33 protein-coding genes are annotated in these 24777 nt (G+C 45.7%); 28 read left to right on the top strand and 5 right to left on the bottom strand.

The features are described 5' to 3' along the window. The first annotated feature begins 78 nt into the window (after window positions 1-78). The 6 genes from ACFO4U_RS05440 (at window position 79) to ACFO4U_RS05415 (ending at window position 6634) form a co-directional block, all read left to right on the top strand. The gene (locus tag ACFO4U_RS05440) at window positions 79-1035 is read left to right on the top strand and encodes an L-lactate dehydrogenase (RefSeq protein ID WP_012726605.1); all 957 of its coding nucleotides are present in this window, start codon (window positions 79-81) and stop codon (window positions 1033-1035) included. 123 nt (window positions 1036-1158) lie between these two features. Further along, window positions 1159-2211 carry a rhomboid family intramembrane serine protease gene (locus tag ACFO4U_RS05435; protein WP_215243833.1) on the top strand — a complete coding sequence of 351 codons (1053 nt, stop codon included), beginning with the start codon at window positions 1159-1161 and terminating at the stop codon, window positions 2209-2211. 12 nt (window positions 2212-2223) lie between these two features. Then, window positions 2224-3246 carry a M42 family metallopeptidase gene (locus tag ACFO4U_RS05430; RefSeq protein ID WP_215243834.1) on the top strand — a complete coding sequence of 341 codons (1023 nt, stop codon included), beginning with the start codon at window positions 2224-2226 and terminating at the stop codon, window positions 3244-3246. Further along, window positions 3243-3437, top strand: a complete 195-nt coding sequence (locus ACFO4U_RS05425; protein ID WP_012726602.1) for a YqgQ family protein — start codon at window positions 3243-3245, stop codon at window positions 3435-3437. The genes ACFO4U_RS05430 and ACFO4U_RS05425 overlap by 4 nt, the downstream gene beginning before the upstream one ends. Before the next feature lie 93 nt (window positions 3438-3530). Further along, complete coding sequence (locus ACFO4U_RS05420; protein WP_215243835.1) at window positions 3531-4493, top strand: ROK family glucokinase; 963 nt, start codon at window positions 3531-3533, stop codon at window positions 4491-4493. Window positions 4494-4717: 224 nt separating this feature from the next. Then, on the top strand, window positions 4718-6634 hold the full coding sequence (locus ACFO4U_RS05415) for an LTA synthase family protein (protein ID WP_159562472.1): 1917 nt from the start codon (window positions 4718-4720) through the stop codon (window positions 6632-6634). A gap of 114 nt (window positions 6635-6748) precedes the next feature. Here the strand turns inward: ACFO4U_RS05415 and ACFO4U_RS05410 are convergent, their stop codons facing one another. Continuing rightward, on the bottom strand, window positions 6749-6928 hold the full coding sequence (locus ACFO4U_RS05410) for a DUF2759 domain-containing protein (protein ID WP_012726599.1): 180 nt from the start codon (window positions 6926-6928) through the stop codon (window positions 6749-6751). Between the two features lie 157 nt (window positions 6929-7085). Here ACFO4U_RS05410 and ACFO4U_RS05405 point away from each other — a divergent pair, with 157 nt between their 5' ends. Continuing rightward, window positions 7086-7703: an MBL fold metallo-hydrolase gene (locus tag ACFO4U_RS05405; protein WP_215243836.1), complete on the top strand. Its 618-nt coding sequence runs from the start codon at window positions 7086-7088 to the stop codon at window positions 7701-7703. 32 nt (window positions 7704-7735) lie between these two features. Here ACFO4U_RS05405 and ACFO4U_RS05400 read toward each other — a convergent pair whose 3' ends face one another. Next, a complete protein-coding gene (locus tag ACFO4U_RS05400) occupies window positions 7736-7999 on the bottom strand; it encodes a DUF2626 domain-containing protein (RefSeq protein WP_012726597.1) in 264 nt (87 codons plus the stop codon). Between the two features lie 249 nt (window positions 8000-8248). On the opposite strand from ACFO4U_RS05400, the gene ACFO4U_RS05395 reads away from it, so the two are divergent. The 13 genes from ACFO4U_RS05395 to gcvPB all read left to right on the top strand — a co-directional run bounded on the left by ACFO4U_RS05395 (window position 8249) and on the right by gcvPB (window position 17000). Then, on the top strand, window positions 8249-8635 hold the full coding sequence (locus ACFO4U_RS05395; RefSeq protein ID WP_012726596.1) for a Spx/MgsR family RNA polymerase-binding regulatory protein: 387 nt from the start codon (window positions 8249-8251) through the stop codon (window positions 8633-8635). A gap of 58 nt (window positions 8636-8693) precedes the next feature. Further along, window positions 8694-9500: an ATPase, T2SS/T4P/T4SS family gene (locus ACFO4U_RS05390; RefSeq protein ID WP_215243837.1), complete on the top strand. Its 807-nt coding sequence runs from the start codon at window positions 8694-8696 to the stop codon at window positions 9498-9500. Beyond that, window positions 9482-10459 (top strand): type II secretion system F family protein, encoded by a 978-nt coding sequence (locus ACFO4U_RS05385; protein ID WP_215243838.1) that lies wholly within the window; start codon window positions 9482-9484, stop codon window positions 10457-10459. Before ACFO4U_RS05390 ends, ACFO4U_RS05385 begins: the two co-directional genes overlap by 19 nt. A gap of 15 nt (window positions 10460-10474) precedes the next feature. Further along, a complete protein-coding gene (locus tag ACFO4U_RS05380; RefSeq protein WP_074036684.1) occupies window positions 10475-10777 on the top strand; it encodes a prepilin-type N-terminal cleavage/methylation domain-containing protein in 303 nt (100 codons plus the stop codon). A gap of 20 nt (window positions 10778-10797) precedes the next feature. Then, window positions 10798-11205: a prepilin-type cleavage/methylation domain-containing protein gene (locus ACFO4U_RS05375; RefSeq protein WP_236548985.1), complete on the top strand. Its 408-nt coding sequence runs from the start codon at window positions 10798-10800 to the stop codon at window positions 11203-11205. Next, on the top strand, window positions 11192-11428 hold the full coding sequence (locus ACFO4U_RS05370; protein WP_074036688.1) for a hypothetical protein: 237 nt from the start codon (window positions 11192-11194) through the stop codon (window positions 11426-11428). Before ACFO4U_RS05375 ends, ACFO4U_RS05370 begins: the two co-directional genes overlap by 14 nt. 13 nt (window positions 11429-11441) lie before the next feature. After that, window positions 11442-11858, top strand: a complete 417-nt coding sequence (locus ACFO4U_RS05365) for a hypothetical protein (protein WP_215243839.1) — start codon at window positions 11442-11444, stop codon at window positions 11856-11858. Further along, on the top strand, window positions 11822-12121 hold the full coding sequence (locus ACFO4U_RS05360) for a hypothetical protein (RefSeq protein ID WP_143180238.1): 300 nt from the start codon (window positions 11822-11824) through the stop codon (window positions 12119-12121). The genes ACFO4U_RS05365 and ACFO4U_RS05360 overlap by 37 nt, the downstream gene beginning before the upstream one ends. After that, window positions 12114-12602: a shikimate kinase gene (locus ACFO4U_RS05355; RefSeq protein WP_214690763.1), complete on the top strand. Its 489-nt coding sequence runs from the start codon at window positions 12114-12116 to the stop codon at window positions 12600-12602. Before ACFO4U_RS05360 ends, ACFO4U_RS05355 begins: the two co-directional genes overlap by 8 nt. Further along, window positions 12599-12937: a hypothetical protein gene (locus ACFO4U_RS05350; RefSeq protein WP_074036691.1), complete on the top strand. Its 339-nt coding sequence runs from the start codon at window positions 12599-12601 to the stop codon at window positions 12935-12937. The genes ACFO4U_RS05355 and ACFO4U_RS05350 overlap by 4 nt, the downstream gene beginning before the upstream one ends. A 148-nt stretch (window positions 12938-13085) precedes the next feature. After that, complete coding sequence (gene gcvT / locus ACFO4U_RS05345; protein WP_215243840.1) at window positions 13086-14162, top strand: glycine cleavage system aminomethyltransferase GcvT; 1077 nt, start codon at window positions 13086-13088, stop codon at window positions 14160-14162. Window positions 14163-14187: 25 nt separating this feature from the next. Then, window positions 14188-15525: an aminomethyl-transferring glycine dehydrogenase subunit GcvPA gene (gene gcvPA, locus ACFO4U_RS05340; protein WP_215244185.1), complete on the top strand. Its 1338-nt coding sequence runs from the start codon at window positions 14188-14190 to the stop codon at window positions 15523-15525. Continuing rightward, window positions 15525-17000, top strand: coding sequence for an aminomethyl-transferring glycine dehydrogenase subunit GcvPB (gene gcvPB / locus ACFO4U_RS05335; RefSeq protein ID WP_196430853.1), 1476 nt, complete (start codon window positions 15525-15527; stop codon window positions 16998-17000). The genes gcvPA and gcvPB overlap by 1 nt, the downstream gene beginning before the upstream one ends. Window positions 17001-17041: 41 nt before the next feature. Here gcvPB and ACFO4U_RS05330 read toward each other — a convergent pair whose 3' ends face one another. Further along, on the bottom strand, window positions 17042-17422 hold the full coding sequence (locus ACFO4U_RS05330; RefSeq protein ID WP_012726584.1) for a rhodanese-like domain-containing protein: 381 nt from the start codon (window positions 17420-17422) through the stop codon (window positions 17042-17044). A gap of 163 nt (window positions 17423-17585) precedes the next feature. On the opposite strand from ACFO4U_RS05330, the gene mntR reads away from it, so the two are divergent. Beyond that, window positions 17586-18014: a transcriptional regulator MntR gene (gene mntR / locus ACFO4U_RS05325; protein WP_159562467.1), complete on the top strand. Its 429-nt coding sequence runs from the start codon at window positions 17586-17588 to the stop codon at window positions 18012-18014. Between the two features lie 174 nt (window positions 18015-18188). Beyond that, entirely contained in the window at window positions 18189-18716 is a 528-nt protein-coding gene (gene hpt, locus ACFO4U_RS05320) for a hypoxanthine phosphoribosyltransferase (RefSeq protein ID WP_159562466.1), read from the top strand. 23 nt (window positions 18717-18739) lie between these two features. Here the strand turns inward: hpt and ACFO4U_RS05315 are convergent, their stop codons facing one another. Continuing rightward, window positions 18740-19150, bottom strand: a complete 411-nt coding sequence (locus ACFO4U_RS05315; protein ID WP_159562465.1) for an SA1362 family protein — start codon at window positions 19148-19150, stop codon at window positions 18740-18742. Window positions 19151-19164: 14 nt separating this feature from the next. After that, a complete protein-coding gene (locus ACFO4U_RS05310; protein ID WP_214690765.1) occupies window positions 19165-20106 on the bottom strand; it encodes a DUF1385 domain-containing protein in 942 nt (313 codons plus the stop codon). Window positions 20107-20247: 141 nt separating this feature from the next. On the opposite strand from ACFO4U_RS05310, the gene aroQ reads away from it, so the two are divergent. The 6 genes from aroQ (at window position 20248) to nusB (ending at window position 24761) form a co-directional block, all read left to right on the top strand. Continuing rightward, complete coding sequence (aroQ, locus tag ACFO4U_RS05305; protein WP_374193975.1) at window positions 20248-20685, top strand: type II 3-dehydroquinate dehydratase; 438 nt, start codon at window positions 20248-20250, stop codon at window positions 20683-20685. Continuing rightward, a complete protein-coding gene (locus ACFO4U_RS05300) occupies window positions 20681-21748 on the top strand; it encodes a M24 family metallopeptidase (protein WP_214691267.1) in 1068 nt (355 codons plus the stop codon). Before aroQ ends, ACFO4U_RS05300 begins: the two co-directional genes overlap by 5 nt. 29 nt (window positions 21749-21777) lie before the next feature. Next, window positions 21778-22344 carry an elongation factor P gene (gene efp / locus ACFO4U_RS05295; RefSeq protein WP_012726577.1) on the top strand — a complete coding sequence of 189 codons (567 nt, stop codon included), beginning with the start codon at window positions 21778-21780 and terminating at the stop codon, window positions 22342-22344. A 117-nt stretch (window positions 22345-22461) separates the two neighbouring features. Further along, window positions 22462-22911 (top strand): acetyl-CoA carboxylase biotin carboxyl carrier protein, encoded by a 450-nt coding sequence (gene accB / locus ACFO4U_RS05290; protein WP_012726576.1) that lies wholly within the window; start codon window positions 22462-22464, stop codon window positions 22909-22911. Window positions 22912-22918: 7 nt separating this feature from the next. Continuing rightward, window positions 22919-24262 carry an acetyl-CoA carboxylase biotin carboxylase subunit gene (gene accC, locus ACFO4U_RS05285; protein ID WP_214690767.1) on the top strand — a complete coding sequence of 448 codons (1344 nt, stop codon included), beginning with the start codon at window positions 22919-22921 and terminating at the stop codon, window positions 24260-24262. A 112-nt stretch (window positions 24263-24374) separates the two neighbouring features. Further along, entirely contained in the window at window positions 24375-24761 is a 387-nt protein-coding gene (nusB, locus tag ACFO4U_RS05280; protein WP_078147109.1) for a transcription antitermination factor NusB, read from the top strand. Window positions 24762-24777 lie beyond the last annotated feature (16 nt).

The following is a 24777-nucleotide window of genomic DNA, read 5'->3' as shown; positions in this document are numbered from 1 at the left end:
TGTGAATGATGTTACAATCTATTTGTAACAGAGATAACAAAAACATGAAACAGATTGTTTGAAGGGTGGAGAATCATTATGGAAACATTAAATCATGCTAAAGTAACACGAGTCGCACTTGTAGGGGCAGGGGCAGTAGGTGCGAGTTTTGCTTACCAGTTGACGACAGCTAGTCTATGTGAAGAACTTGTCATCATCGATATTAATAAAGCCAAGGCAGAAGGAGAAGCGATGGACTTGAACCATGGGGTTTCATTCGCTTCATCACCAATGCGCGTCTGGGCAGGGGACTATTCGGATTGTGGCGTCGCTGACATCGTAGTCATCACGGCTGGCGCACCACAGCGTCCAGGTGAAACACGTCTTGATCTCGTTGAAAAAAATGCGAAGATTATGAAATCTATGATTTCAGACATCATGGACTCTGGTTTTGACGGAATTATCATTATTGCTTCAAACCCGGTCGACATCATGACACATCTCGCATGGAAATATTCTGGTCTTCCGAAACATCGTGTCTTTGGTTCAGGAACAGTGCTTGATACGTCTCGCTTGCGTTACATGCTCGGAGACTATTTCAACGTCGACCCGCGTAACTGTCACGCCTACATTATGGGTGAGCATGGTGATACTGAGTTTGCTGCCTGGAGCAACGCTCGTATATATGGAAAATCGGTCGAGCAACTACTTGAAGAGCATGATGAGTATAGTTGGGAAGACCTTGAAGACATTTATGTCAACGTTCGTGACGCAGCATATCATATCATTGAACGTAAAGGTGCGACGTACTATGCGATTGGACTCGGTCTCCTTCGGTTGGTCAAGGCTGTCCTTCGTAACGAGAATACGTTGTTGACAGTCGGTGCCCATCTTGATGGTGAGTATGGATTGCACGATATCCATATCGGTGTACCAGCGATTATCAACCGTCAAGGCGTTCGTGAAGTCGTTGAGATTGAGTTGTCACAAGAAGAGCATGAGAAAATGCAACATTCTGCGAACGTACTCATGAAAACGATGGAACCTGTCTTGTAATCTCCATCCTTTTAAAACCCGTAGCCATATGGTTACGGGTTTTTGTACATATAGAACGAATCATCGTTTGGTCGTCTGTCGTCTCGTGATTTACAATAGAATTGAGAGAGAGGAGGGGTTTCGTTGGCGACAACTTGTTTTTGGGAAGATATATATCGAAAGGTCGAAAACGGTGGGCGAATTGAAGGCATACTCGAACCCTCCCGTGCGGTCATCTTGTTCGATACAAAAGCAGGTGATCGGTATGATTTGTTCATTCAGACTGAAAAAGCATGGGCGAATCATGTTGGGACGGATATAGACGCGATTTTGAACGCATTTCGCTTATCTCGTATCGGGCGGAAGCGATTGACCATTCATGTCTATGGCGAGCGCCTTGTGGATGAAGAGCGTGTGGACTCGTTGACGTTCCAAATCCCTGCGAAAGTGACATTGTCTCGTTCGATTTGCACACCGACTATGGAAGAGGACCGGTTCCGAATGCTAGCGGTCTCCCTCGACCGAAAAAAGAAAGCAGAGCTGAAGAAACGATTTTCCTTTGGGAAACCACAAGTGGTATATGGGCTACTGTTCATCACTTTTTTAGTCATGTGGTTAGCGGAATCGGTCGGTTCGACTCTTGATCCAAACACGTTAATCGCATTCGGGGCCAAAGTGAACCCGTTGATTGAACAAGGGGAATGGTGGCGTTTGATTACACCGATGTTCCTGCATATTGGTTGGTTCCACTTTGCGATTAATATGTTTGCACTCTGGTCGCTCGGTCCGCTCGTTGAACGGATGTATGGCTCCATACGATTTTTAATCATCTATCTGCTAAGTGGAATATTAGCGACATCCGCATCGTTTGCATTCAGCGAATCGATATCAGCAGGCGCTTCAGGAGCGCTATTTGGTTTGGTCGGTGCGCTCTTATATTTTGGGTTACGTGATCGTTCTCTCTTCATGAAGACGCTCGGACCTCCGCTCTTTATTATGTTAGGATTAAATGTAGGACTTGCCTTTGTATTAGGTGCAGGTCTTGATCATTTCGCACATGCGGGTGGTCTGATTGGTGGTTTTGTCGTTTCTGGAGTCGTCGGGCTGCCGGATGAGAAGAACCGCGTACAACGAATCTTATTTTCCGTACTCACCATCTCGCTGTTTGGACTATTCGTCGGGTACGGATTTTGGTAAGGGGAGAATTCAATGATTGAAACATTAAAAACACTCGTTAACATCCCGAGTCCTTCCGGTATGACGGAAGAGGTCATCCGTTTCGCTGAGCAAGAATTGAATGCACTGGGTGTCAAGACGTCACGTCTACATAAAGGGGCACTACTGGCAACGTTTTCAGGTCGCTCTGGCAAGGCACGTCTGTTGACGGCACACGTGGACACTCTTGGTGCGATGGTCAAAGACATCTTACCGAGCGGGCGTCTCCGTTTGACTCAAGTAGGAGGATATGCATGGACGGCGATTGAAGGAGAGAACTGCCTCGTCCACCGAGAAGAAGGAGAGGCGATTGAAGGCACAATCTTGATTCATCAGTCGAGTGTTCACGTCTATAAAGACACGAACTCAGCGGAGCGATCTGCATCAAACATCGAAGTCCGATTGGATGCAAAAGTACATTCTCGTGAAGACGTGACAGAATTAGGGATTGAAATCGGAGACTTCGTTTCATTCGATCCTCGCTTTCGAGTGACATCTTCAGGATACGTGAAATCACGTCACTTGGATGATAAGGCTTCTGTCGCCATTCTATTGGACCTTGCGAAAGACTTGGTCCGTTATGACTTACCGCATACCGTTCATTTCTTGATTTCGAATTATGAAGAGGTCGGATTTGGAGGAAACGCGGGTATCCCGGAAGACGTCGTAGAATACATTGCCGTTGATATGGGCGCGCTTGGGGATGGACAGCATTCGGATGAGTATACAGTCTCGATTTGTGCCAAGGATTCGTCCGGACCGTATGATATCGGATTACGACGGAAGTTCACGTCGTTGTGTAAAACTCATGAGATCGCATATAAGGTAGATATTTACCCGTATTATGGTTCAGATGCTTCGGCAGCGATTCGAGCAGGGTATGATGTGCGACATGCTTTGGTTGGGCCAGGAATCGAATCGAGCCATAGTTATGAGCGAACGCATGTGTCATCAATGGAAGCAACACGAGAATTGTTAAATCGTTATGTACAATCGACGATGGAGGAAGAAGCATGAAAAACTTTTATGATGTCCAACAGTTTTTAAAATCGTTCGGTACCATTATTTATATCGGAGAACGGGATGCTGAAATCTCACTCATGATGATGGAACTCGACGAATTGTATGAAGGGGGCATCATCGAACAACGTGTGTATGATACGGCCAAAATCATTTTGACCCACGAATTAAAAAATTCAACAGATTGACAGAAATCCCCTTAGTGCAAAGGGTTGCACTAAGGGGATAATAGTGTACACTATTCAATGAAAGCGATTTAGTTGAGATGAGGAGTGAACGGTATGAAATGGTTATTAGGTATCGACATCGGTGGTACGACGGTGAAGATGGCTGTTTTAGACATGAACGGCATCATTTCGGATAAGTGGGAAGTCAAAACGGATATTCGAGAGAATGGTGTACATATTCCAAAAGACATCGCAGCTTCTTTTGAAACATACTTACAAACATCAGGTAAGAAGAAAGAAGACTTTGCGGGTGCGGGAATCGGGGCACCAGGCTTCGTCAACTTCTCAGAAGGAGTTGTCGAATATTCTCCGAACATCGGGTGGAAAGATTTTGCTCTCGTGAGTGAGTTCGAAAAAGCAGTCGGTCTTCCGGCCGTGCTCGAAAATGATGCGAACGCCGCGGCCCTTGGTGAGATGTGGAAGGGCGCGGGCGAAGGGGCTTCAGAATTATTGGCGATCACGCTCGGTACAGGTGTCGGTGGTGGCGTGATCACGAACGGGAATATCGTTCATGGGACGGCAGGAATGGCTGGAGAAATCGGGCATATTACCGTGGAACGAGACGAGTCGAAAGCTGTGAAGTGTGGTTGTGGGCGCCTCGGGTGTATCGAGACGATTGCTTCGGCGACCGGCATCTCACGTCTGGCATTACAGAAGCGTAAGAATCAAGATACTTCATTAAACGAGTTGAAAGAAGTGACAGCACGTGACGTGTTTGAAGCATATAAAGCCGGTGACTCGATCGCCACAGAAGTCATTGACGAGATGACTGAATACCTCGGCTTGACCATCTCGAACATCGCGAACACGCTCAACCCGAAAATGATTGTCATCGGTGGAGGTGTCTCAAAAGCTGGCGACGCGTTATTGGATCCGCTTGATGCACAGTTCAAACGGTTTGCGCTCGAGCGCGTTTACGAGTCGACAACATTCAAAATCGCTGAACTTGAAAACGATGCCGGTGTGATTGGATGTGCGTGGCTGGCACGGAAACACTTCCTTCCGACACGGGTATGAAACGGACGCGTCTGCACATTGCAGGCGTGTTTTTTTGTGGGAAAGGGTATGGGATATTGTAAAATTTGTAACGTCACAGTTGATTTTTTATTAAAAAAGGGGTAAGATTTGGACTTGATACTGGACGTGTACTATTCAATCCGAATTGTACAATGAATGAACAAATATAAAAAAGAATGGCAACTAAAACATGCCGAAAACTGAAAAGAGGAGGAGACCGTCAGATGAATTCATCTCAACGCTTTTCGAAGCTATCGACGAGACTGAACGACACGGTCCGCGCTTCGTTTCAAGAATATCGTCTATTTTGGATTTTTACGTTATTGCTTTGGACGAAGACGTATATCGTCTATCAATTTTTCTTCAACATTCCGATTGAAAACACCGCACAAGCTTTTATCTTACTGATTAGCCCGATCAGTTCGACACTATTCTTGTTTGCCTTCCATTTCTTCTTTAAAGGAAACAAACAAAAATGGGTGCTCTACACGCTCTATGCGATTGCATCGTTTATCTTGTTTGCGGACGCCGTGTATTATCGGGAATTCACGGACTATTTGACAATGCCTGTCATCATGCAACCATCGAACATGGAGACGTTATCGACATCATTCACTTCGCTTCTTGAATGGAAAGATTTAATCATCCTTGGTGATGTGTTTATCCTTCCGTTTATCTTATGGCGAATGAACTTGAAAGAGAATACGGCTTCACATCGACGTGCGCTCGTCACGTTCGTTGTAGCGGTCTCTGTCTTCTTGTTCAACCTTTCGTTGGCAGAAACGGAACGACCTGAATTATTGACTCGCTCATTTGACCGTGAACTGTTAGTGAAAAACATCGGAACATTTAACTTCCATGTGTATGATGCGATGCTTCAGACAAAAACATCGGCTCAAAAAGCGATGGCGGATGAATCAGAACTCGCAACGATTGAACAATTCACCCGTCAAAACTATGCGGCGCCGAATCCGGATTTATTCGGAAAATATAAAGGGAAAAATGTCATCGTGGTTTCATTCGAATCTGCGCAGAATTTTACTCACAACATGAAGGCGCCGAATGGAGAGTACATCACGCCGAACTTGAACAAACTGATTGAAGAGTCTCACTACTGGCCGAACTACTACCATACAGTCGGTCAAGGGAAGACTTCTGATGCTGAGTTCGCACTCGATAACTCACTATATGGACTCCCGCGTGGTGCTGTATACTTTACGAACGCCGATAATGAATATCAAGCGCTCCCTGAGTTGGTCAAGGACGAAAATTATTACTCAGCCGTGTTCCATGCGAATAACAAATCGTTCTGGAACCGCGATCAAATGTACAAAAATATTGGGGTCGATCAATTCTTTGATGAAAAGAGTTATGACCTCGGGAATCCTGAAGACATGACAGAATGGGGTCTCTTAGACGATAGTTTCTTCGAACAATCTATTCCAATGCTTCAAGAATTGCCTGAACCGTACTACGCGAAGTTCATCACATTGACGAACCACTTCCCGTACACGATGCCAAGTGAAGACTATGAGCTTGTACCAAAATTTGAAACGAGCTCAACTACGTTGAACAACTTCCCGCAAGCACTAGCTTATCAAGATTACGCACTCGGTCTCTTCATCGACCAGTTGAAAGAGAACGGGATGTGGGAAGATACAATCTTTGTCGTCTACGGTGACCATTACGGAATTTCGACGAACCACAACAGTGCGATGGCCGAACTACTCGGCAAAGATGAGTTGACACCATTCGACGTGGCGAAGTTGCAACAAGTTCCGTTTGCCATTCACTTACCTGACCAGAAAGAAGGGGAAGTGCATGAGACGATCGGTAGTCATGTCGACATGAAACCGACCATCTTGCACTTACTTGGAATCGACACGTCAGATACGATTGGATTCGGAAACGACTTATTCTCTGAAAATCGAAACAGCCGCGCGATTTTCCGCGATGGAACGGTCGTGACGGATGAATATGTTTGGACACAGTCGACATGTTATAACGCGACTTCTGGTGAAGTTGTCGAAGACACATCGTTATGTGGTCCGATGACGGAAGAAGCGGAAAAAATCTTGCAAATGAACGATGATTTGATTTACTCCGACTTACTCCGTTTCAAAGAACAAACTGAAGAATAATAAGTACGGACCAAGTCACATAGTGATTTGGTCCGTTTTATGTAGAGGGAATGAACGTATAGAAAGACATAAAAAAAGCGACCGAAGTCGCTTGATGATTGCGTATGCGAATCATTAACCTGGAATTCCACCGTAGATCAACGTGGCGACACCAAAGAATCCGAATACGAGTACAGTTAAACCTGCAAATACGAGCGGAAAGAATTGGCGTTTTTGGAATGAACGAAGCATTCCCCAAATAGCCACAATCGCGACGATGACGGAAATCCATCCAAACGGTTCATACAAATGCATGACGAGTTCCCCCTTTAATTATACGTCATGAAATTCATAAAAATTTCACTGAAATATCATTATTATTTTATCCGATTATAGAGTCGCTGTCGAGCAAAGGTTGACATCGAAACAATTTTGCCACAATATTGTTTTGAATAAGAAGGGGATGAATCCTATGCAAATCAAAAAGATTACGTCTGGCTTGGCACAAGAGAACGGCTATGTGATTGAAAAAGACGGCACTGTCGTCGTCATTGACCCCGGAACGGATGACCCGAGGTTCTTCGATACAATCGAACGTTTCGGTACACTATCCGCCGTCCTGTTAACTCATGCGCACTTCGATCATATCGGAGGAATCGATGCGCTCCGTGAACGTTACCAGGTGCCAGTCTATGTACACCGCTTAGAAGCGGATTGGCTGACAGATGGCGAAAAGAATGGCGCTTCTGCGTTCAACTTGCCGATGCCTTCAATGAAACCGGCAGAAAAAACATACGAAGGCGATGTATTGGAAATTGGGAACATCGTATTTCGAATCTATCATACACCAGGTCATTCCCCAGGGAGTGTCGTATTGTATATGAATGATGAAAGAATCGCCTTTTGTGGCGACTTGATCTTTAAGCAATCCGTCGGACGGACAGACCTGTTTGGTGGAAACCAGTCGACATTAATGGGATCCATCGATCGGATGAAGCAGCTCCTTCCTGATGAGACGACACTATACTCGGGGCACGGTCCTCAGACGACACTAGAAGAAGAAAAGCGGACAAATCCGTTCTTCGCATAAAAAAAGATTGTCTCCGGCGAGACAATCTTTTTTTACATTTGGAAGTTGCTCCAATACGTAAAGACAACGAAAAAAATTGTCAAATACGCACCAAAGACATATACATACGTTTTTTCAGTTAGTTTTAAGTAACCAAGAGCGACGAAGAAAATCGTTTGTGCTAAGAAGACAAGTCCCATAACGATAAAGTCGCCAGTATGTTCACTACTACTTTGGTCGCCGCCTAGTGCGCCTACGAAAGCAAGTGCCGCCACTAGTCCAGTCCAAAAGCCTAGGACACGAAACATTCTTGCCATGTTAATCCCCCCATACGTGCATTATTCCATTCTCATTCACTATTTTACCAACACATTCGAAAAAATGCTATGGAAACGTGATAATTGAGCAAAATAATCGTGAAAAATATGTGAAATCATTTCGGTAAATAAAGTTGTACAAAATTTATAAAAAAGTTGCACAAAACATGTACAAATGGGGTATAGAGATGTATAATCAACTTATACAAAATGAGCGAAGTGAAAGTTGAATGAGGGAGGAACATAAAAATGGCATCAGAACTAATGTTTTACACGTATCCAAGCTGTACTTCTTGTCGGAAGACGAAAGCGTTTTTACAGGAACAAGAACTTCAAGTGAGTGAGCGTCACATTTTCAGAGATGCACCAACAGTTGATGAATTGTTGCAACTCCTTGCAATCAGTGAGGAAGGAGTCGACTCTCTCCTTGCGACGCGAAGCCAGGCCTTCAAACAACTTGATGTTGACGTGGAGGATTTGAAATTAAGCGAGCTTCTGAAGCTGATGAGCGAAAACCCAAAACTTTTGAAGCGTCCAATCTTAACTGATGGAAAAGAAGTGATTGTCGGATATGACAAGGTTTCAATCGAAACATATGCACGTCGCCACAACACTGCAGCGGTTCAAGTTTCATAAAACAAGTCCACTTTCAACATAGTGGGCTTTTTTTTATGCTTGTATCGAGGTGAACGAGATGAAGGAACTCATTGAGGATTTAGTAGATGCAGCACGTCAAATCGGTGCGAGTGATCTTCATTTTATACCCGATGCAAACCAAGTAAAGGTTCAAGTCCGTTCTGCTAGTAAGCTTGCTGCGCTTCAATCGATGGATGCCGAGCTGTATGATCGCCTTACATATCATATGCGATATTGGTGTTCACTACCTGAATCTAATCAACGCATTCCACAATCCGGGGTCTATGAATTGAATCAAGATGTCATCCGGGTGACCTTTCTCCCGTCGTTCGCCCAGACGTTAATGTCTTGGCGCATTCCGCATGACACGTTTGAACTCCAGCACCTGTTACAATCACACGATGTGGAACGATTTCAGAAAGTCGTGGCATCACATCATGGTCTTTTCTTTATAGGGGGTTCTACCGGAGCAGGCAAGACGACGGTACTGTATGCCCTGTTGAATCAGCTGAAGCATGATCGGATTGTGACGATTGAAAATCCTCCTGAACAAATGGTCGATGGTGTCATTCAGCTGGAAGTGAATGCTAAGGCTGGACTCAGCCATCGACACTTGTTGAAAGAGACGCTTCGCGCCGACCCGGATATCATCGTGATTGGCGAGGTGCGGACAGATGAAGAATTGATGGTCGCATACGATGCGGCGCTCAGTGGCCATTTGACGATTACAACCTTTCATACTGCATCGATTCAGGATGGGGAAAAGCGGCTGATGCAACTTCTTGGTAAGGCGACCGTGGAAAGACATTGGTGTGTACTGACTCGAAATCAAGAGGTGACTTGCGAATGGTCGACGTTCCGATAATCCCATCAATCCGACTGATTCATCGTTTTCTTCGTCTACAATCACGAGGTGTGTCATTGAAAGTGACCATGGAGACGCTTGAACTTCATGAGAAGGGAAAAATGAAAGATTGTATTCGAGAGATGAGGATTCGTCTAGAAGCGGGTGTGAGTTTGTCTGAAGTATTTTCCATCTTAATCACGAATCGGCAGATGCAAGAGATTTTACATACGGCGGACCGCAATGGACGATTCATGGATGGATTGTCGCAAGTGGCGATGGTGCTCGAGATGCGACAACGGTTAAAGCAGGAGCTGCGGAGGCTAATTCGCTATCCGTTGATTATCTTCTTCATCCTACTTGCATTAGGCATGATTTATGCCTTATACATTTTCCCGAAATTAATGGGGATGGTAGATGTCTCGTCGCATGGCGGTGTGGGGTCGATTCTATTGTCGAATTGGTTCTTTCCTGTACTGTTTTCTATATTCGTGGCAATCGCGGTTCTCATATATGGACTCCATCGTCGAGGAGTAGAGCTCCCTTTTTACGTATGGAGACGTGGGAAAACACTCTATATGACCTATGTGTTTGTAAGTGAGTTGTCCTTGCTCCAACATACTGAAACGAATATTAGGCAGATTATCAGTCGGCTAGCCGAGGAAGAGGGAGAAATGGCAGAGATGGCCAAGCGAATTCACCATCGCATGTCTGAAGGTGAAGGGATTGAAGCGGCGACGAGGTGTGAACCGTTTATCGATCATGAGGTCGTGAGTCTATTAGGTGTGGGTTCGATGAGTGGGGAACTTGGTAAATTGATGTCTCTTCATCGAGATCTAGTATTCGAAGAGATGGAGCAATATTGTCGGGGGTTGATTGAGAAAATTGAACCGTCTTTATACGGCATCCTCAGTGTCATGATTGGTGTTCTTTTTTACACACTCTATTTACCGGTCAAACTCATTATGGCTCAATTGTGAAAGGAGAAAGATGAAATGAAGGAAGAGCGTGGGTTCACATTAGTTGAGATGGCGGCAGTATTACTCATTATATCAGTTCTTCTCTTGTTACTTGTCCCTTCTTTGTCGGACGGGAAATCTCGTGCTGATCAAGTGAGTTGCGAAGGTAGTGTTCGAATCGTTGAATCTGAAATCAATTTGCATTACGCGGAACATAAAGCCTATCCTGAAACGTTAGAAGTGATTAAGCGTGCGTCGGCTGCAGATCCACTCGTTTATAGCTGTCAATCCTCGGCCTATACGTATTCACCGACTGACGGCTCCTTAAAAAAACAATGAAAGGCTACACCTTGGTCGAAATGACTTGGGTACTTGTCGTGCTGTCGTTCTTACTATTGATCAGTGCACCGAGTACGAGACCGTTCGAACGAATGGAGCTCTACAATTTTACGGACTCATTGGTAGCAAATATTCAAGAAGCTGGGCAATTTCCCTATATTTCAGAAGAGGGAGATTGTGTACCACGATTGATTTGGATTTCGAAACAACAAACTTATCTGATTGTGTGTGGGCGAGAGGTAGTCAGGGAGGTTGATGTTCCTGATGGTGTGGATGTATATCTTCCGACGTACAACACTTTGACCTTTTCACAAGCGACAGCTTCTTATGCGGGACAGTGGAAATTCGTCAGTGGAAAGACATCGGTGACGCTCAAATTTCGAATCGGGACTTATGAACCGGAGGTGATTATTCGTGAAAGTGGATGAATCGGGTTTCTCATTATGGGAGCTAAGTGTCAGTCTTGCGGTGGTCATGGGGTGGATTTTCATTCTGACATCATTTGTCATGCAGGGGAACGAACGAATCCAACGGTTGAGTGATACGCTGTTCATCTATGAACGATTACAAGGAGAGGTTCTGCTTGAAGCCACTGAACCGACAGGGCGTGAGCAAGTGTGTGAGAAAGGATTTTGTCTGCCGACATTATGAAAAAGGCTTTACGATGATTGAAATGACGTTCGTTTTGCTGATCCTTCCCATGTTTCTTTTTCTTTTAGTGGAACTGCTCACGCTCGGTCAACATCTTTATGAACAGCCTAAATGGAATCATCATACGACACCTCAACTGATTGTGCGCCGTCTGATGGATAGCGAGAACTGTCGTGTTGACGAAGGATGGTTACGGGGTGATTTCGTCAAATCGGATGAGGAGCGATGGTCATGGACGATCAAACAAGTAAATGGCAATTTGGTTATGGTCGGAGATGGAGGAGGAAACTTACTCTTTTTAAGAGGAATCGACCAGTATCATGTCGAAACGGTCGGAAAGGGATTTCGAATCTCATGGAAAGATTCATCGTTCAGAAGAGAGCGGCATGTCATGTGCATGAAGCAGGCTTCTTTCTCGTCATCACCTTGACCATTGTTGTTTGGTTACTCGGCGCCGCGTTATTTTGGTATACTGATGTGGAACGAACGACGAGGCGACTGTCAGAGGAAATCTTAGCGATTCGTTTTGAATCGCATTTGTTACTGGCGAAGGAGCGTTGCGCTGAACGACCGTTAACGTTGCATAAACCGACGGGAACTCTGACGTGTCGTCCGATTGCACCTAATCGTACTGAAGTGGACATTGTGTTAACATCCGGCGAACGGCATAAAGAGGTGATGGTTTATGAATGATAACCCGTTTTATATCGTGGGGTTTATGGGTACAGGTAAATCTACCTTATTCTCGTTTCTAAAAGAATATGGGGAGGTCATCGATCTTGATTTAGTCATTGAGTCCATGACTGGAATGGAGATCGCTACATATTTTGACCGCTATGGTGAGTCTGCGTTTCGTGATGTTGAATCAACAGTACTGCAACAAGTCACTGCTGACTATATCCTGACAGGTGGCGGAGTGGTGGAGCGCTCTGAAAATATACGTTGGATGCGAGAACGTGGTACGATGATCCATTTAAATCTTCCGTTCGACATGTGTTGGGAACGAATCAAAGATTCTGCACGACCACTTGTTAAAAAAGGACGGGAGGATGTTCAGACGTTGTTTCAACGACGCGATCGATTATATCGAACAGCGAGTGTATCCATCGATGCATCTCAACCGCCTGAAGACATCGCCAAGCAAATCATCCGTATAAAGGGGGAAAAAGTATGATCTGGATTAATTTCGCCATCATCGTATTTTCATTAATCGGACTTGGGATATACGGTTATCTCTTGTTCAAAAACAAGATGAAACCAGAATTTGGTCGTTTGAATCGTCTGACGGAACGTTTTAAAATTCGGGCAGACGTGATTGGTCAACAGGTCAATGAAATCAAGGGACACGTAGATGCGGTCAATCGATCTGTTACTCAAATAAAAGAGTTTGGGATCAATGCGAAGAATGAATCGATTGAATTAAAGCAAGCTGCCGTTGAGCTAACCCATGAAATCAAACGGACAGCTGGAATTGAACGTTCTGACGTTTCCACCGAGTCGAAAATATGAAATAATGAGGATGAAAACGTTTTCGTTTTTCATCCTTTTTCTTTTTCGCCTTTTTACCTATGCAGAAGGAATAAAAATTGTTAAAGTGGAATGGAAAACGAAAGATTTCAAAAACAAAAGCATTTTATGTTCGGGATTGGGGGATATTATGGAAAAGGTTACTTTGAAACGTACGCCTTTGTTCGAATTAATCGAACCGAAGGCGAAGATGGTTGATTTTGCGGGATTTGAAATGCCGATTATGTTCTCTTCGATTAAAGAAGAGCATTTGGCTGTACGTCAAAACGTGGGGATGTTTGATGTATCTCACATGGGAGAAATTCGAATCGAAGGGCCGGACGCGCTTGAGCAAGTTCAAAACTTGGTGACGAATGATATCTCGAAGATTAAAGTTGGTCAAGCCCAGTATAATCTTCTCTGTCTCAAAGACGGCGGTGTGGTGGACGATTTGCTTGTCTATCGATTAGATGAGGACGCTTATTGGCTCGTCGTCAATGCTTCAAATATTGAAAAGGATGAAGCGCACATTCGTCGGCACGTTAAGGGAGACGTGGTTGTGACAAATGAATCTGATGAGTATGGTCAGATTGCGATTCAAGGACCGAATGCACAATCTGTTCTTCAAAGCATCACAAATGTTGCACTCGACGAAATCGGGTTCTTCAAATTCATGAACGGTGACGTGGCGGGTGTGCCATCGATCATCTCTAGAAGTGGGTATACTGGGGAAGATGGCTTCGAGATTTATGCTCGAGCAGAAGCAATTTCTGCCATCTGGGAAGCGCTTGAAGCCGAGGGTGTTACCCCATGTGGGCTGGGCGCACGCGATACATTACGTTTCGAAGCGTGCTTGCCGCTTTACGGTCATGAATTGGATGAGTCGATCACACCATTCGAAGCGAATCTCAACTTTGCCGTCAAGCTAGATACTGACTTTGTTGGTAAGGAAGCACTCGTCACTCAAAAAGAAAACATTCCGAATCGATTGATTGGATTGAGATTGTTAGGTCGTGGGATTGCCCGTCAAGGGGCGCAAGTCGAATTGGATGGGAATGTAATCGGCGTTGTCACGACCGGTACGATACCTCCGACTGTAAATGAATCAATCGCATGGGCACGAGTCGATGCACGTTACAAAGATGAAGAGCGTTTTGTCATCGACATCCGTGGCAAAAAGATTGAAGCCGAACGCGTACCGACACCTTTCTATAAACGAACGAAATGATACAGGGGGATTCAGAATGAACAGAATGGAATTTCGTTATTTACCGATGACCGAACAAGATGAACGAGACATGTTAAAGACAATCGGCGTCGATTCAATCGAAGCGCTTCTTTCAGATATTCCAGAAACACTTCGCGAACAAGCATCATTAGCGGCAATCGGGGCTCCGCTTCCGGAAGTTGATCTCGTTCGTCATATGACGAAGTTAGCTGATAAAAACAAACATACGAAATCATACCCGAGCTTCCTTGGAGCAGGGATGTATGACCATCTTTCGCCGAGTGTGATGAACCACATGCTTTTGCGTTCTGAATTCTATACGGCGTATACGCCATATCAACCTGAGATTTCACAAGGTGAACTTCAGGCGATGTTCGAATTCCAAACAATGATTTGTGAATTGACAGGGATGGACGTCGCGAACTCTTCGATGTACGACGGAATCACTGCTCTCGCTGAGGCGACTTACCTAGCGAGCGCGCAGACGAAGAAAAAACGTGTCGTCGTCTCCGGTGCAGTGCATCCTGAAGCGAAGGATGTAATCCGTACGTATGCTGACGGACCAGGTCTATCCGTTGATTACACAGATGTGGAGAACGGGGTGACGGATGTATCTGACCTCGATTTGACGGATGCGTCGTGTCTTGTCGTACAATATCCAAACTTCTACGGTCGTATTGAGGACTTAGAAAAATTAGCAGAATTGGCTCATGAAGCCGGCGCGCTATTCGTCGTTTCGAGCAACCCGCTCGCCCTCGGGATTCTTGAGTCACCAGGAGCACTCGGTGCGGACATCACGGTCGGAGATGCACAGCCATTCGGTATTCCGCAAAGTTTTGGTGGACCGTCATGTGGATACTTCGCGGTCAAAAAATCTTTGATGCGTAAACTACCGGGCCGACTAGTCGGTCAAACGGTCGATGAGGACGGCAAACGCGGATTCGTGTTGACGCTTCAGGCGCGGGAACAGCACATTCGCCGTGATAAAGCGACATCCAATATCTGTTCAAACCAAGCACTTAATGCATTGGCTGCTTCAATCACGATGTCCGCTCTAGGGAAATACGGAATTCGTGATATGGCTGTTCGGAATATTCAAACCGCTCATTATATGAAAGAAGCGTTAAAAACTGCAGGATTCAACATCGTGGACGAAGGACCAATGTTCAATGAGTTCGTCGTGGATTTTGGACGTGATGCAGAAGAAGTATCGCGCCATCTACTCGAGCGCGGCATGATCGGTGGGCTACCGCTTGGTACGTATGAAGGGGAGCGTCAGACACAAATGTTGGTTTGCGCGACGGAATTGCGCACGAAAGCAGAGATTGATCAGTTTGTCGAAGTGGTTGGGGGGATGAAATAATGCAACACGAGCAAACGCTAATTTTTGAAGTATCACGTGAAGGACGAACTGGATATAATTTGCCGACACCGACTGTCCCGGAGGTTGACCTTGAGACGTTGTTACCGGCTACGATGATTCGGAAAGAGGCGGCGGAACTTCCAGAAGTGTCTGAACTTGATGTCGTTCGCCATTACACGTCTCTGTCTACTCGAAACCATGGGGTCGATTCAGGCTTCTATCCGCTCGGTTCGTGTACGATGAAATATAATCCGAAAGTGAACGAAGATATGGCTCGTCTTCCTGGATTTGCACATATTCACCCGTTGCAACCGGTTGAGACGATTCAAGGTGCGCTCGAACTCATGGTGGACTTACAGGAGCAACTCGCTGAAATCACGGGGATGGACGAAGTCACACTCCAACCAGCGGCAGGTGCCCATGGGGAATGGACGGGGCTTATGTTGATTAAAGCGTTCCATGAGCGTAATGGGGATACGGCTCGTACGAAAGTACTCGTACCAGATTCGGCGCACGGGACAAACCCGGCGTCCGCAGTCGTTGCTGGATTCGAGACGGTGACCGTCAAGTCGGATGAGCGCGGTCTCGTCGATTTGGATGATTTGAAGTCAAAAGTTGGAGCGGATACGGCTGCTCTCATGCTGACAAACCCGAATACGCTTGGACTATTTGAAGCGGATATCCTTGAAATCTCAAAAGTCGTTCATGAAGCTGGCGGGAAGCTGTATTATGATGGCGCGAACTCAAACGCGATTCTTGGAATCGCACGTCCTGGGGACATGGGCTTTGACGTCGTCCACTTGAACTTGCATAAGACGTTCACAGGGCCTCACGGCGGCGGAGGTCCAGGCTCAGGTCCAGTCGGGGTGAAGCGTGACTTGATTCCATTCTTACCGACTCCAATTGTGACGAAAACAGATGATGGATATGGTCTCGATTACGACCGACCACATTCAATCGGGCGAATCAAACCATTCTATGGAAACTTCGGGATCAACGTTCGAGCGTACAGCTATATTAAGACAATGGGCGCAGAAGGATTGACGCGGGTATCCCGTGAAGCGGTCCTCAACGCCAACTATATGTTTGCGCGACTAAAAGATGCGTTCGACGTGCCATATGATACGTATTGCAAACACGAATTTGTCTTGTCAGGGAAGCGTCAAAAAGCCCTTGGTGTTCGTACACTCGATATCGCTAAACGCCTTCTTGACTTCGGTTACCACCCACCGACAATCTATTTCCCATTAAATGTCGAGGAATGTATCATGGTGGAACCGACAGAGACAGAATCAAAAGAAACGCTCGATGCGTTCTGTGATGCGATGCTCCAAATTGCCAGAGAGGCGGAAGAGAATCCGGAAATCGTTCAGACTGCTCCTCATACGACGGTCGTTAAACGGATGGACGAGACACTCGCTGCCCGTAAACCGGTCTTGAAATATGAGCGTCGTGAGGCGTCATCTGTAAAATAAAGAAAGGGCGAGTCGATGATTGTATCGACCCGCCCGTTTTTTTATGCTTTTTTAATCTTGCCCTTCCAGTTCTTGAAGCCGCCTTCGAGCATGTAGATATTGTTGTATCCGTTCTTCATGAGGAGTTTAGCCGCCTGGTTTGAACGTGAACTACCTTGACAGTAAATTAAAATCGGTTGATCTTTACGCAGTTCTTTCATGCGTAGTTTCATTTGGCCGACCGGGATATTCCGGGCACCAACGATATGTCCACCTTTGTATTCGTTCGGTTCACGCACGTCAATTAACTGACCTTTACGGAGTGAGGCACGGAATTCTTCTTGTTTCATTTTTTTCAACCCGCGAGCTGGCATGAAACGCCATACGATGTAGGCGATCAAGGCAACCCATAGGAGGATGACGAGGATTGTTTCGAGTCCCATAGATGTTCTTCCCTTCTCTTTCAAAGTTACCATATCTCATTATAATGAAATTAAGGTCATGAGACAATGATTGACTCAATCAATCGGGGCTTTCCCTTTCGATTTCATTCTAATTAGGATAAAATAAGGAATGGAAACCGGAACATTAGGGGAGGTCGTGCCCATGCCGACGCCGAGTATGGAAGATTATTTAGAACGTATTTATTTATTGATGTCAGAGAAAGGCTATGCGCGTGTATCTGATATTGCGGAACATTTAGGGGTCCATCCCTCCTCTGTCACCAAAATGGTTCAAAAGTTGGACCGTGAAGAATATCTTGTGTATGAAAAGTATCGTGGTCTCATGCTTACAAAAAAGGGTCAAAAAGTAGGGAAGCGATTGGTCGAGCGTCATGCGATGCTCGAGTCTTTTTTACGTCTAATCGGAGTAGATGAAGCAGATGTGTACGAGGATGTCGAGGGTATCGAACACCATCTCAGTTCGAACACGCTCGACTGCATGACACAGTTTGTGGAATTTTTTGAAGATAAGCCTGAACTCATGAATCAATTTAGAGAATTTCGGGAACAAGAACGAGCTTCAGAAGAATAATATGTGAAAAGCATCAATCTAACTCGATTGATGCTTTTTATTTTGCTCAATATCGCTAAAATACGAACGAAACATTCATATTTATCTTAGAATGTATATTTTTTAGTCGTCATTATGTTAAGATGAATCGTGGATTGAATAGATAGGGGGTGACGGCGAACATTCGCCGGATAAATGGAGATTCAAATTAAAGGAAAACTGTTTGATGAACAGCAGATTCAAAAACGTGTGAAAGAATTGGCTGAAGAGATTGAGAACGATGCAGAGGGGATACCGATTGTGATCGTCGCCGTATTAAAAGGCTCGATGGTCTTTGCGGCAGACTTGATGCGATACATGAAAGGGAGCGTTCAGCTCGATACGGTCGCGACGTCTTCTTACGGGAAAAAGTCGGTCTCGAGTGGGAGTGTGCAACTTCGAAAGGACTTGGATTTAGATGTGGAAGGAAAGTATGTTGTCATTATCGAGGACATCATCGACACGGGACAGACGTTGAAATTCTTATGTAAACATATGGAGCTCCATCAACCGAAACAGTTGAAAATTTGTACGCTTCTCGATAAGCCGGCGCGTCGACTCGTTCAGTTGGACGCAGACTATGTCGGATTCGAGATTCCTGATGAGTTCGTCATCGGGTATGGAATCGATTACGCGGAGCAATATCGGAATCTGCCATATATCGGATATGTAGAAACAACATAAAAAGGAGCGCCGTGGCGCTCCTTTTACATGTTTGCTTTCTTTTTCTTCTTCCCTTTTTTACCTTCAATCACTGTTAGGTGTGGAGGATTGCTACGATGTACGGTTGAACGTTTAGATAACTTGGTGACGTTCGAACCAGGTTTCTTCCCTTTCCGGTTTTTAGCGGAAGCGGAAGGTTTGACTTGAGGACCACGACTTCCCTGCATTCGTTTTTTTGAGGCTTGCGCGGTTTTACGATAGCGTGCATCTTCTGCAGACATGCGTGGTGCCATGAAGACGCGATAGATCACATAAAAGACTAACCCGAATATCCCGATGAACAACAATTGTCTAAACAGGCGACCTGGATCGGTGGCAAGCATATGCCCGACCCCGATGAAGCCAAGGATAAACACGATTGTTGCAGCGATCGAACCGACTCTTTGTCTGATCATGGTGCTTCCTCCTCTTATCCCTCTCTATGAATGACCGATTCTCCTAACTCTTTTCGTTCCCATGTCTCAAATGCTTCAATCGCGACTTGAATCTGCTCATCATTTGGCTCTCGTGTCGTCAATAATTGGAGCGACAGGCCCGGTTTGCCAAGGAATGACAGAAAGCGATGGTCGCGGAAACGATTGGTAAACTGCAGGACTTCAAATGAGATTCCGATGACGACCGGCAATAGCGCGATTCGGCTGATGAGTCGCAACCAGAGCGGATCGATTGGCACAATCATGTAAACGCCAATCCCGACGAAGACGGTGAATAAAATGAAGCTTGAGCCACAGCGATAATGCAATCGCGAGCTTTGGCGTACTTGTTCAACCGTGACCGGACGCCCGGACTCATAGCAATTGATGACTTTATGCTCAGCGCCGTGATATTGGAAGACACGCTTAATGAGTGGCGTCAATGATATCAAGTAAAGGTAGCTGAGTAACAATACTAATTTTATTCCCCCTTCAAGGAGGTTTTGAATCACATGTCCGGAAAATAAAGGTACGTCTTGAAACATGGCCGCGAGAAGTGCTGGCGTCACATTGAAAATCAATTTACCAAAAACGTACGAGATGACACCGACGATTGCGATGAAGGCAATCATCCATATGCTCTGTTTTTGGTCTTCGTTCGTGTTCGTATCTTCACTTGGATCGACATCATATCGATCGCTCGCAAAGTTCATATGTGCAGAACCGTTCTTTAACGATTCATACAGCGCGACAATCCCTCTCAAGAAAGGTACTTTTTTTAAAGATTGGACCCAAGGGACAAGAATACGTGCTTGCTCGAATGTTTCAATCGAGCCATCTTTTCGCCGGATGGCAGATGCGCTTTCAGAGCGGCCTTGAAACATGACGCCTTCTACGAGCGCCTGTCCCCCGACTGGGATGGTTGGTTTGGAATTCATTCACTTTCCTCGATTCTTCAAATGTTGTACTTGAATTATACCGTGATTTGTAAAAAAAACGAAAGGGCAGAAGGCTCGATTCACGTTCTTTCGATAAATTTGTTACAATAGATGAGACTTGACGAACGAGGGGGAAGAAGGTTGCGGATTTTAGTTTTAAATGGACCGAATTTAAATCTACTGGGTCGTCGTGAACCGAATGTATATGGCGAGGTGTCGTTGAAAGGTTTGGCGGCAGAACTGATGCTGCGCGCTCCAGAAGACGTCGAACTCACCTTTAAACAATCGAATCATGAGGGAGATTTAATTGATGCGCTACATGACGCTTTTGATTATGAGGGTGTCATATTGAATGCAGGTGCCTATACGCATACATCAATCGCGATCCGGGATGCCATATCCGCTATCGCTGCCCCAGTCGTTGAAGTACATATCTCGAACGTGCATGCACGCGAGGCTTTTCGGCATGAGTCGAAACTTGCTGCCGTCTGTATCGGTGTCATTACCGGTTTTGGACTCACGAGCTATACGTTAGCGCTGCATGCACTAATCGAACATTGGAGGAATCGACATGATTGAACGCGTAAACAAACTGCAAGCACAGTTAGGAAAAAACGAGATTGATGCATTACTCGTCACAAAACGTGAGAATATCCGCTACTTATCTGGTTTCACCGGGTCGAGCGGTGTCATCGTCATCACGTCGAATTCGGCAAGTTTCATCACGGACTTCCGTTACACGGAACAAGCGAACGATCAAGTAAAAGGGTACGACATCATTGAGCTTGATACATCACTCATCAAGTCGGTAGCAGATGTCGTGTCCCGTGAATCCATCAAGCGCCTTGGCATCGAGCAGGATGCGATGACAGTGGGGCAATATCGTGCCTATGAAAAAGATGTCGACGCTCAACTTATTGAAACGTCTGGAATCGTAGAAAAACTGCGCTTGATTAAGGATGAATCAGAGATTAAGATTATGAAGGAAGCTGCGGCAATCGCTGATGCGGCGTACACCCATATCCAGACGTTCATTCGTCCTGGTCGTACCGAGAGAGAAGTCGCGAACGAACTCGAAATGTTCATGCGTTCAAAAGGTGCTGACTCGTCATCGTTCGACATGATTGTCGCCTCGGGTCTCCGTTCGGCGCTACCACACGGTGTGGCAAGTGATAAAGTCATCGAATCTGGAGAATTGGTTACGCTTGATTTCGGTGCTTACTATAAAGGGTACTGCTCAGATATCACGCGTACGCTTGCAATCGGTCCGATTTCGGATGAGTTGCGTCAAATCTACGATACGGTACTTCGTGCCCAACTTGCTGGTGTAGAAGGCACACGTGCCGGAATCACTGGCATTGAAGCGGATGCATTGACACGCGATATTATTAAAGAAGCTGGATATGGCGAGTACTTCGGCCACTCGACAGGACATGGTCTTGGAATGGAAGTGCATGAGGCCCCAGGATTATCGTTCCGTTCGGAAACGGTGCTCGAACCTGGTATGGTCGTAACGATCGAGCCGGGTATTTACATCAACGGTGTCGGTGGTTGCCGGATTGAAGACGATGTCGTCATCACAGAAGACGGATGCTACCGTCTGACACAGTCGCCAAAAGAGTTAATTACGATCGAGGCATAAGCTTCATCTGAATTTAGGAGGAAATCAATATGGTATCAGTTAACGATTTAAAAACAGGATTGACGGTCAAAACGTCTGACGGTTCGATTTGGCAAGTCATCGAGTTCCAACACGTAAAACCGGGTAAAGGAGCGGCATTCGTTCGTACGAAAATGCGTAACTTGCGTAACGGTGCAATCCAAGAAACGACGTTCCGTGGTGGAGAAAAAATCGAACGCGCACACATCGAGCGTAAACGCATGCAATATCTTTATCCAATGGGCGACACGTATGTCTTCATGGACAATGAATCATACGAGCAACTTGAATTGACAAGCGCTCAAGTCAAATCAGCACTTCCATATTTGCTTGAGAACATGGAAGTCAGCATCGCGGACTACGAAGGGGAGATTCTTGGAATCGAGCTTCCAACGAGCGTTGTCTTGACAATCGTCGAAGCAGACCCAGGCGTAAAAGGTGACACGGCATCGAACGTGAAGAAAAACGCGACAGTGGAAACAGGACATGTCATTCAAGTGCCACTTTTCATCGAACCAGGTGAAAAAGTGACAGTCGATACACGTACTGGAGAGTTCATGGGTCGTTATAACGGTTAATCCTTACGAGTGCTCATTCGAATGAATGGGCGCTCTTTTTTTCTCGTTGCATTCATTGGTCTGACCAGTTATAGTGAAGGAGAGATTAGTACCAGGTATAAACAGGGGGTAAGAAAGATGCAAATCGATCAAATTAAAGAGCTTATTCAATTATTGGACCAATCATCAGTCCATGAAATGGAGCTTGAAACATCTGATTTCAAACTGTCATTAAAGAAAGAAGCGCAACAAACAGTGAGCGCGCCTATCATGCAGACACAAGCATTCGCACCGCCTGCGCCTGCTCCTCAAGTAAATGAACAAACAGAAGAACCGACGCAAGAAAAGGCGTCTTATCGTACTATCACCTCTCCGATGGTTGGAACGTTCTATTCACGTCCGGCCCCGGATAAAGAAGCGTTCGTGAACGTCGGCGATCGTGTCGAGTCAGGACAAATCGTTTGTATTCTAGAGGCGATGAAACTGTTTAACGATGTCGAAGCGGAAATCAGTGGCGAAATCGTAGAGGTGTTAGTCGCCGATGGCGATCTCGTCGAATTCGGTCAACCGCTCTTCAGCGTGAAGTGAGGTCGTTATGAAATTATTAATTGCTAACCGCGGGGAAATCGCGGTTCGAATCATACGTGCAGCAAAAGAATTGAATATTCCGACGGTCGCTGTCTTCTCTGAGGCAGATCGTGAAGCGTTACATGTTCATTTGGCTGACGAGGCTTATTGCATCGGTCCGAATCCATCGAAGGACTCCTATTTGAATATCCCAAATATTTTATCAGTCGCCTGCGCCGTGGATGCGACGATGGTACATCCGGGTTACGGCTTTTTGGCTGAAAATGCCGAGTTCGCTGAGATGTGCGAGGCGTGTGGAATTCAATTTGTCGGCCCAAGCAGCTATGCGATTCGCAAAATGGGAATCAAGGATGAAGCCAAACGAACGATGATCGAGTCAGGGGTTCCTGTCGTTCCAGGTTCAAGTGGTGTCGTCACAGACGAAGAAGCGATGGAACTCGCGCGTGAGATGGGCTATCCGGTCATCATCAAGGCGACAGCCGGCGGTGGAGGACGTGGCATTCGCGTCGCTCGAGACGAGAACGAACTCGTTTCAGGATTGGTCGCGACACGTAAAGAAGCGAAGCAGGCGTTCGGGAATGGTGACGTGTATCTCGAAAAGTTCATCGAGTCGTTCCGTCACGTCGAAGTGCAGGTTCTTGCCGACCAATTCGGTAACGTCATTCACTTAGGTGAACGTGATTGTACAATCCAACGTCGCATGCAAAAACTAGTTGAAGAGGCGCCGTCACCTGCGATTGATGAAACGACACGTCAATTGATGGGGGATGCTGCCGTCAAAGCGGCAAAAGCCATTCAGTACTCGGGAGCGGGAACAATCGAGTTCATTTACGTTCCAGAATCAAACGAGTTTTATTTCATGGAGATGAATACCCGGATCCAAGTCGAGCATCCCGTCACCGAGATGATCACAGGATTCGATCTCGTTCAAGCGCAGCTTGAAGTGGCGCTCGGACATCCGCTTGCCATCTCACAAGAGGACATTACGTTCTCAGGACATTCCATCGAATGTCGAATCAACGCGGAGGACCCATTTATGGACTTCCGTCCGATGGCAGGGAAGATTGACCAATATATCGTTCCAGGCGGTATGGGTGTCCGTGTCGATAGCGGACTCTATGCAGGAGCGATGATCCCGCCGTTCTATGACTCGATGGTAGCGAAGTTGATTGTTCATGCACCAACGCGTGATGAGGCCATTCTGAAAATGTTGCGTGCTTTGGATGAGTTTACGGTTTCGGGAATTAAAACGACGATTCCGTTTCATCAACAAGTCATGGCACATGAGCAGTTCCGCATCGGTACGTTCGATACGAAATTCGTTGAAAAAGAAATGTCATTGGCAAAATAACATGAACCAGGAAGCCCGAACATTATTTCGGTTTCCTGGTTTTTTGTACTGAATTTATGAGTGCTTTATGCTAAACTATCACAATGAAAGCATGTAAAAGGAGAGTAACTGAATGAAACGTCATGAAGCACGAGAGAAAGCGATTCAAACGCTTTTTCAAATCGAAGTATCTAAATTAGAGGTGGACGAAGCAATCGAGTTCGCATTGGATGGAGAAGAGTCTGATCCGTTTTACGAACAACTCGTCACAGGGACGCTAGAACATATTGAAGATATCGATGCGTTACTAGTTGAAAACTTGAAAAACTGGCGGTTAGATCGCCTCGGAAACGTCGAGCGTACGATTCTTCGAATGGCAACGTTCGAATTGTTATACGTCGAGACGATTCCAGAAAACGTCACCATCAACGAAGCGGTCGAACTCGCGAAATCGTTCGCGGACGAAGAAGCCGGCAAACTCGTGAATGGCGTACTCGGTAACATCATTAAAGAAGACTAAAAAAATAGAGATAAGA

Origin of the sequence: Exiguobacterium profundum (assembly GCF_042652865.1) — a bacterium.
Classification (GTDB): domain Bacteria; phylum Bacillota; class Bacilli; order Exiguobacteriales; family Exiguobacteriaceae; genus Exiguobacterium; species Exiguobacterium profundum.
Note: the sequence above shows the minus strand (reverse complement) of the source record. Positions and strands in the feature narration are given on the sequence as shown.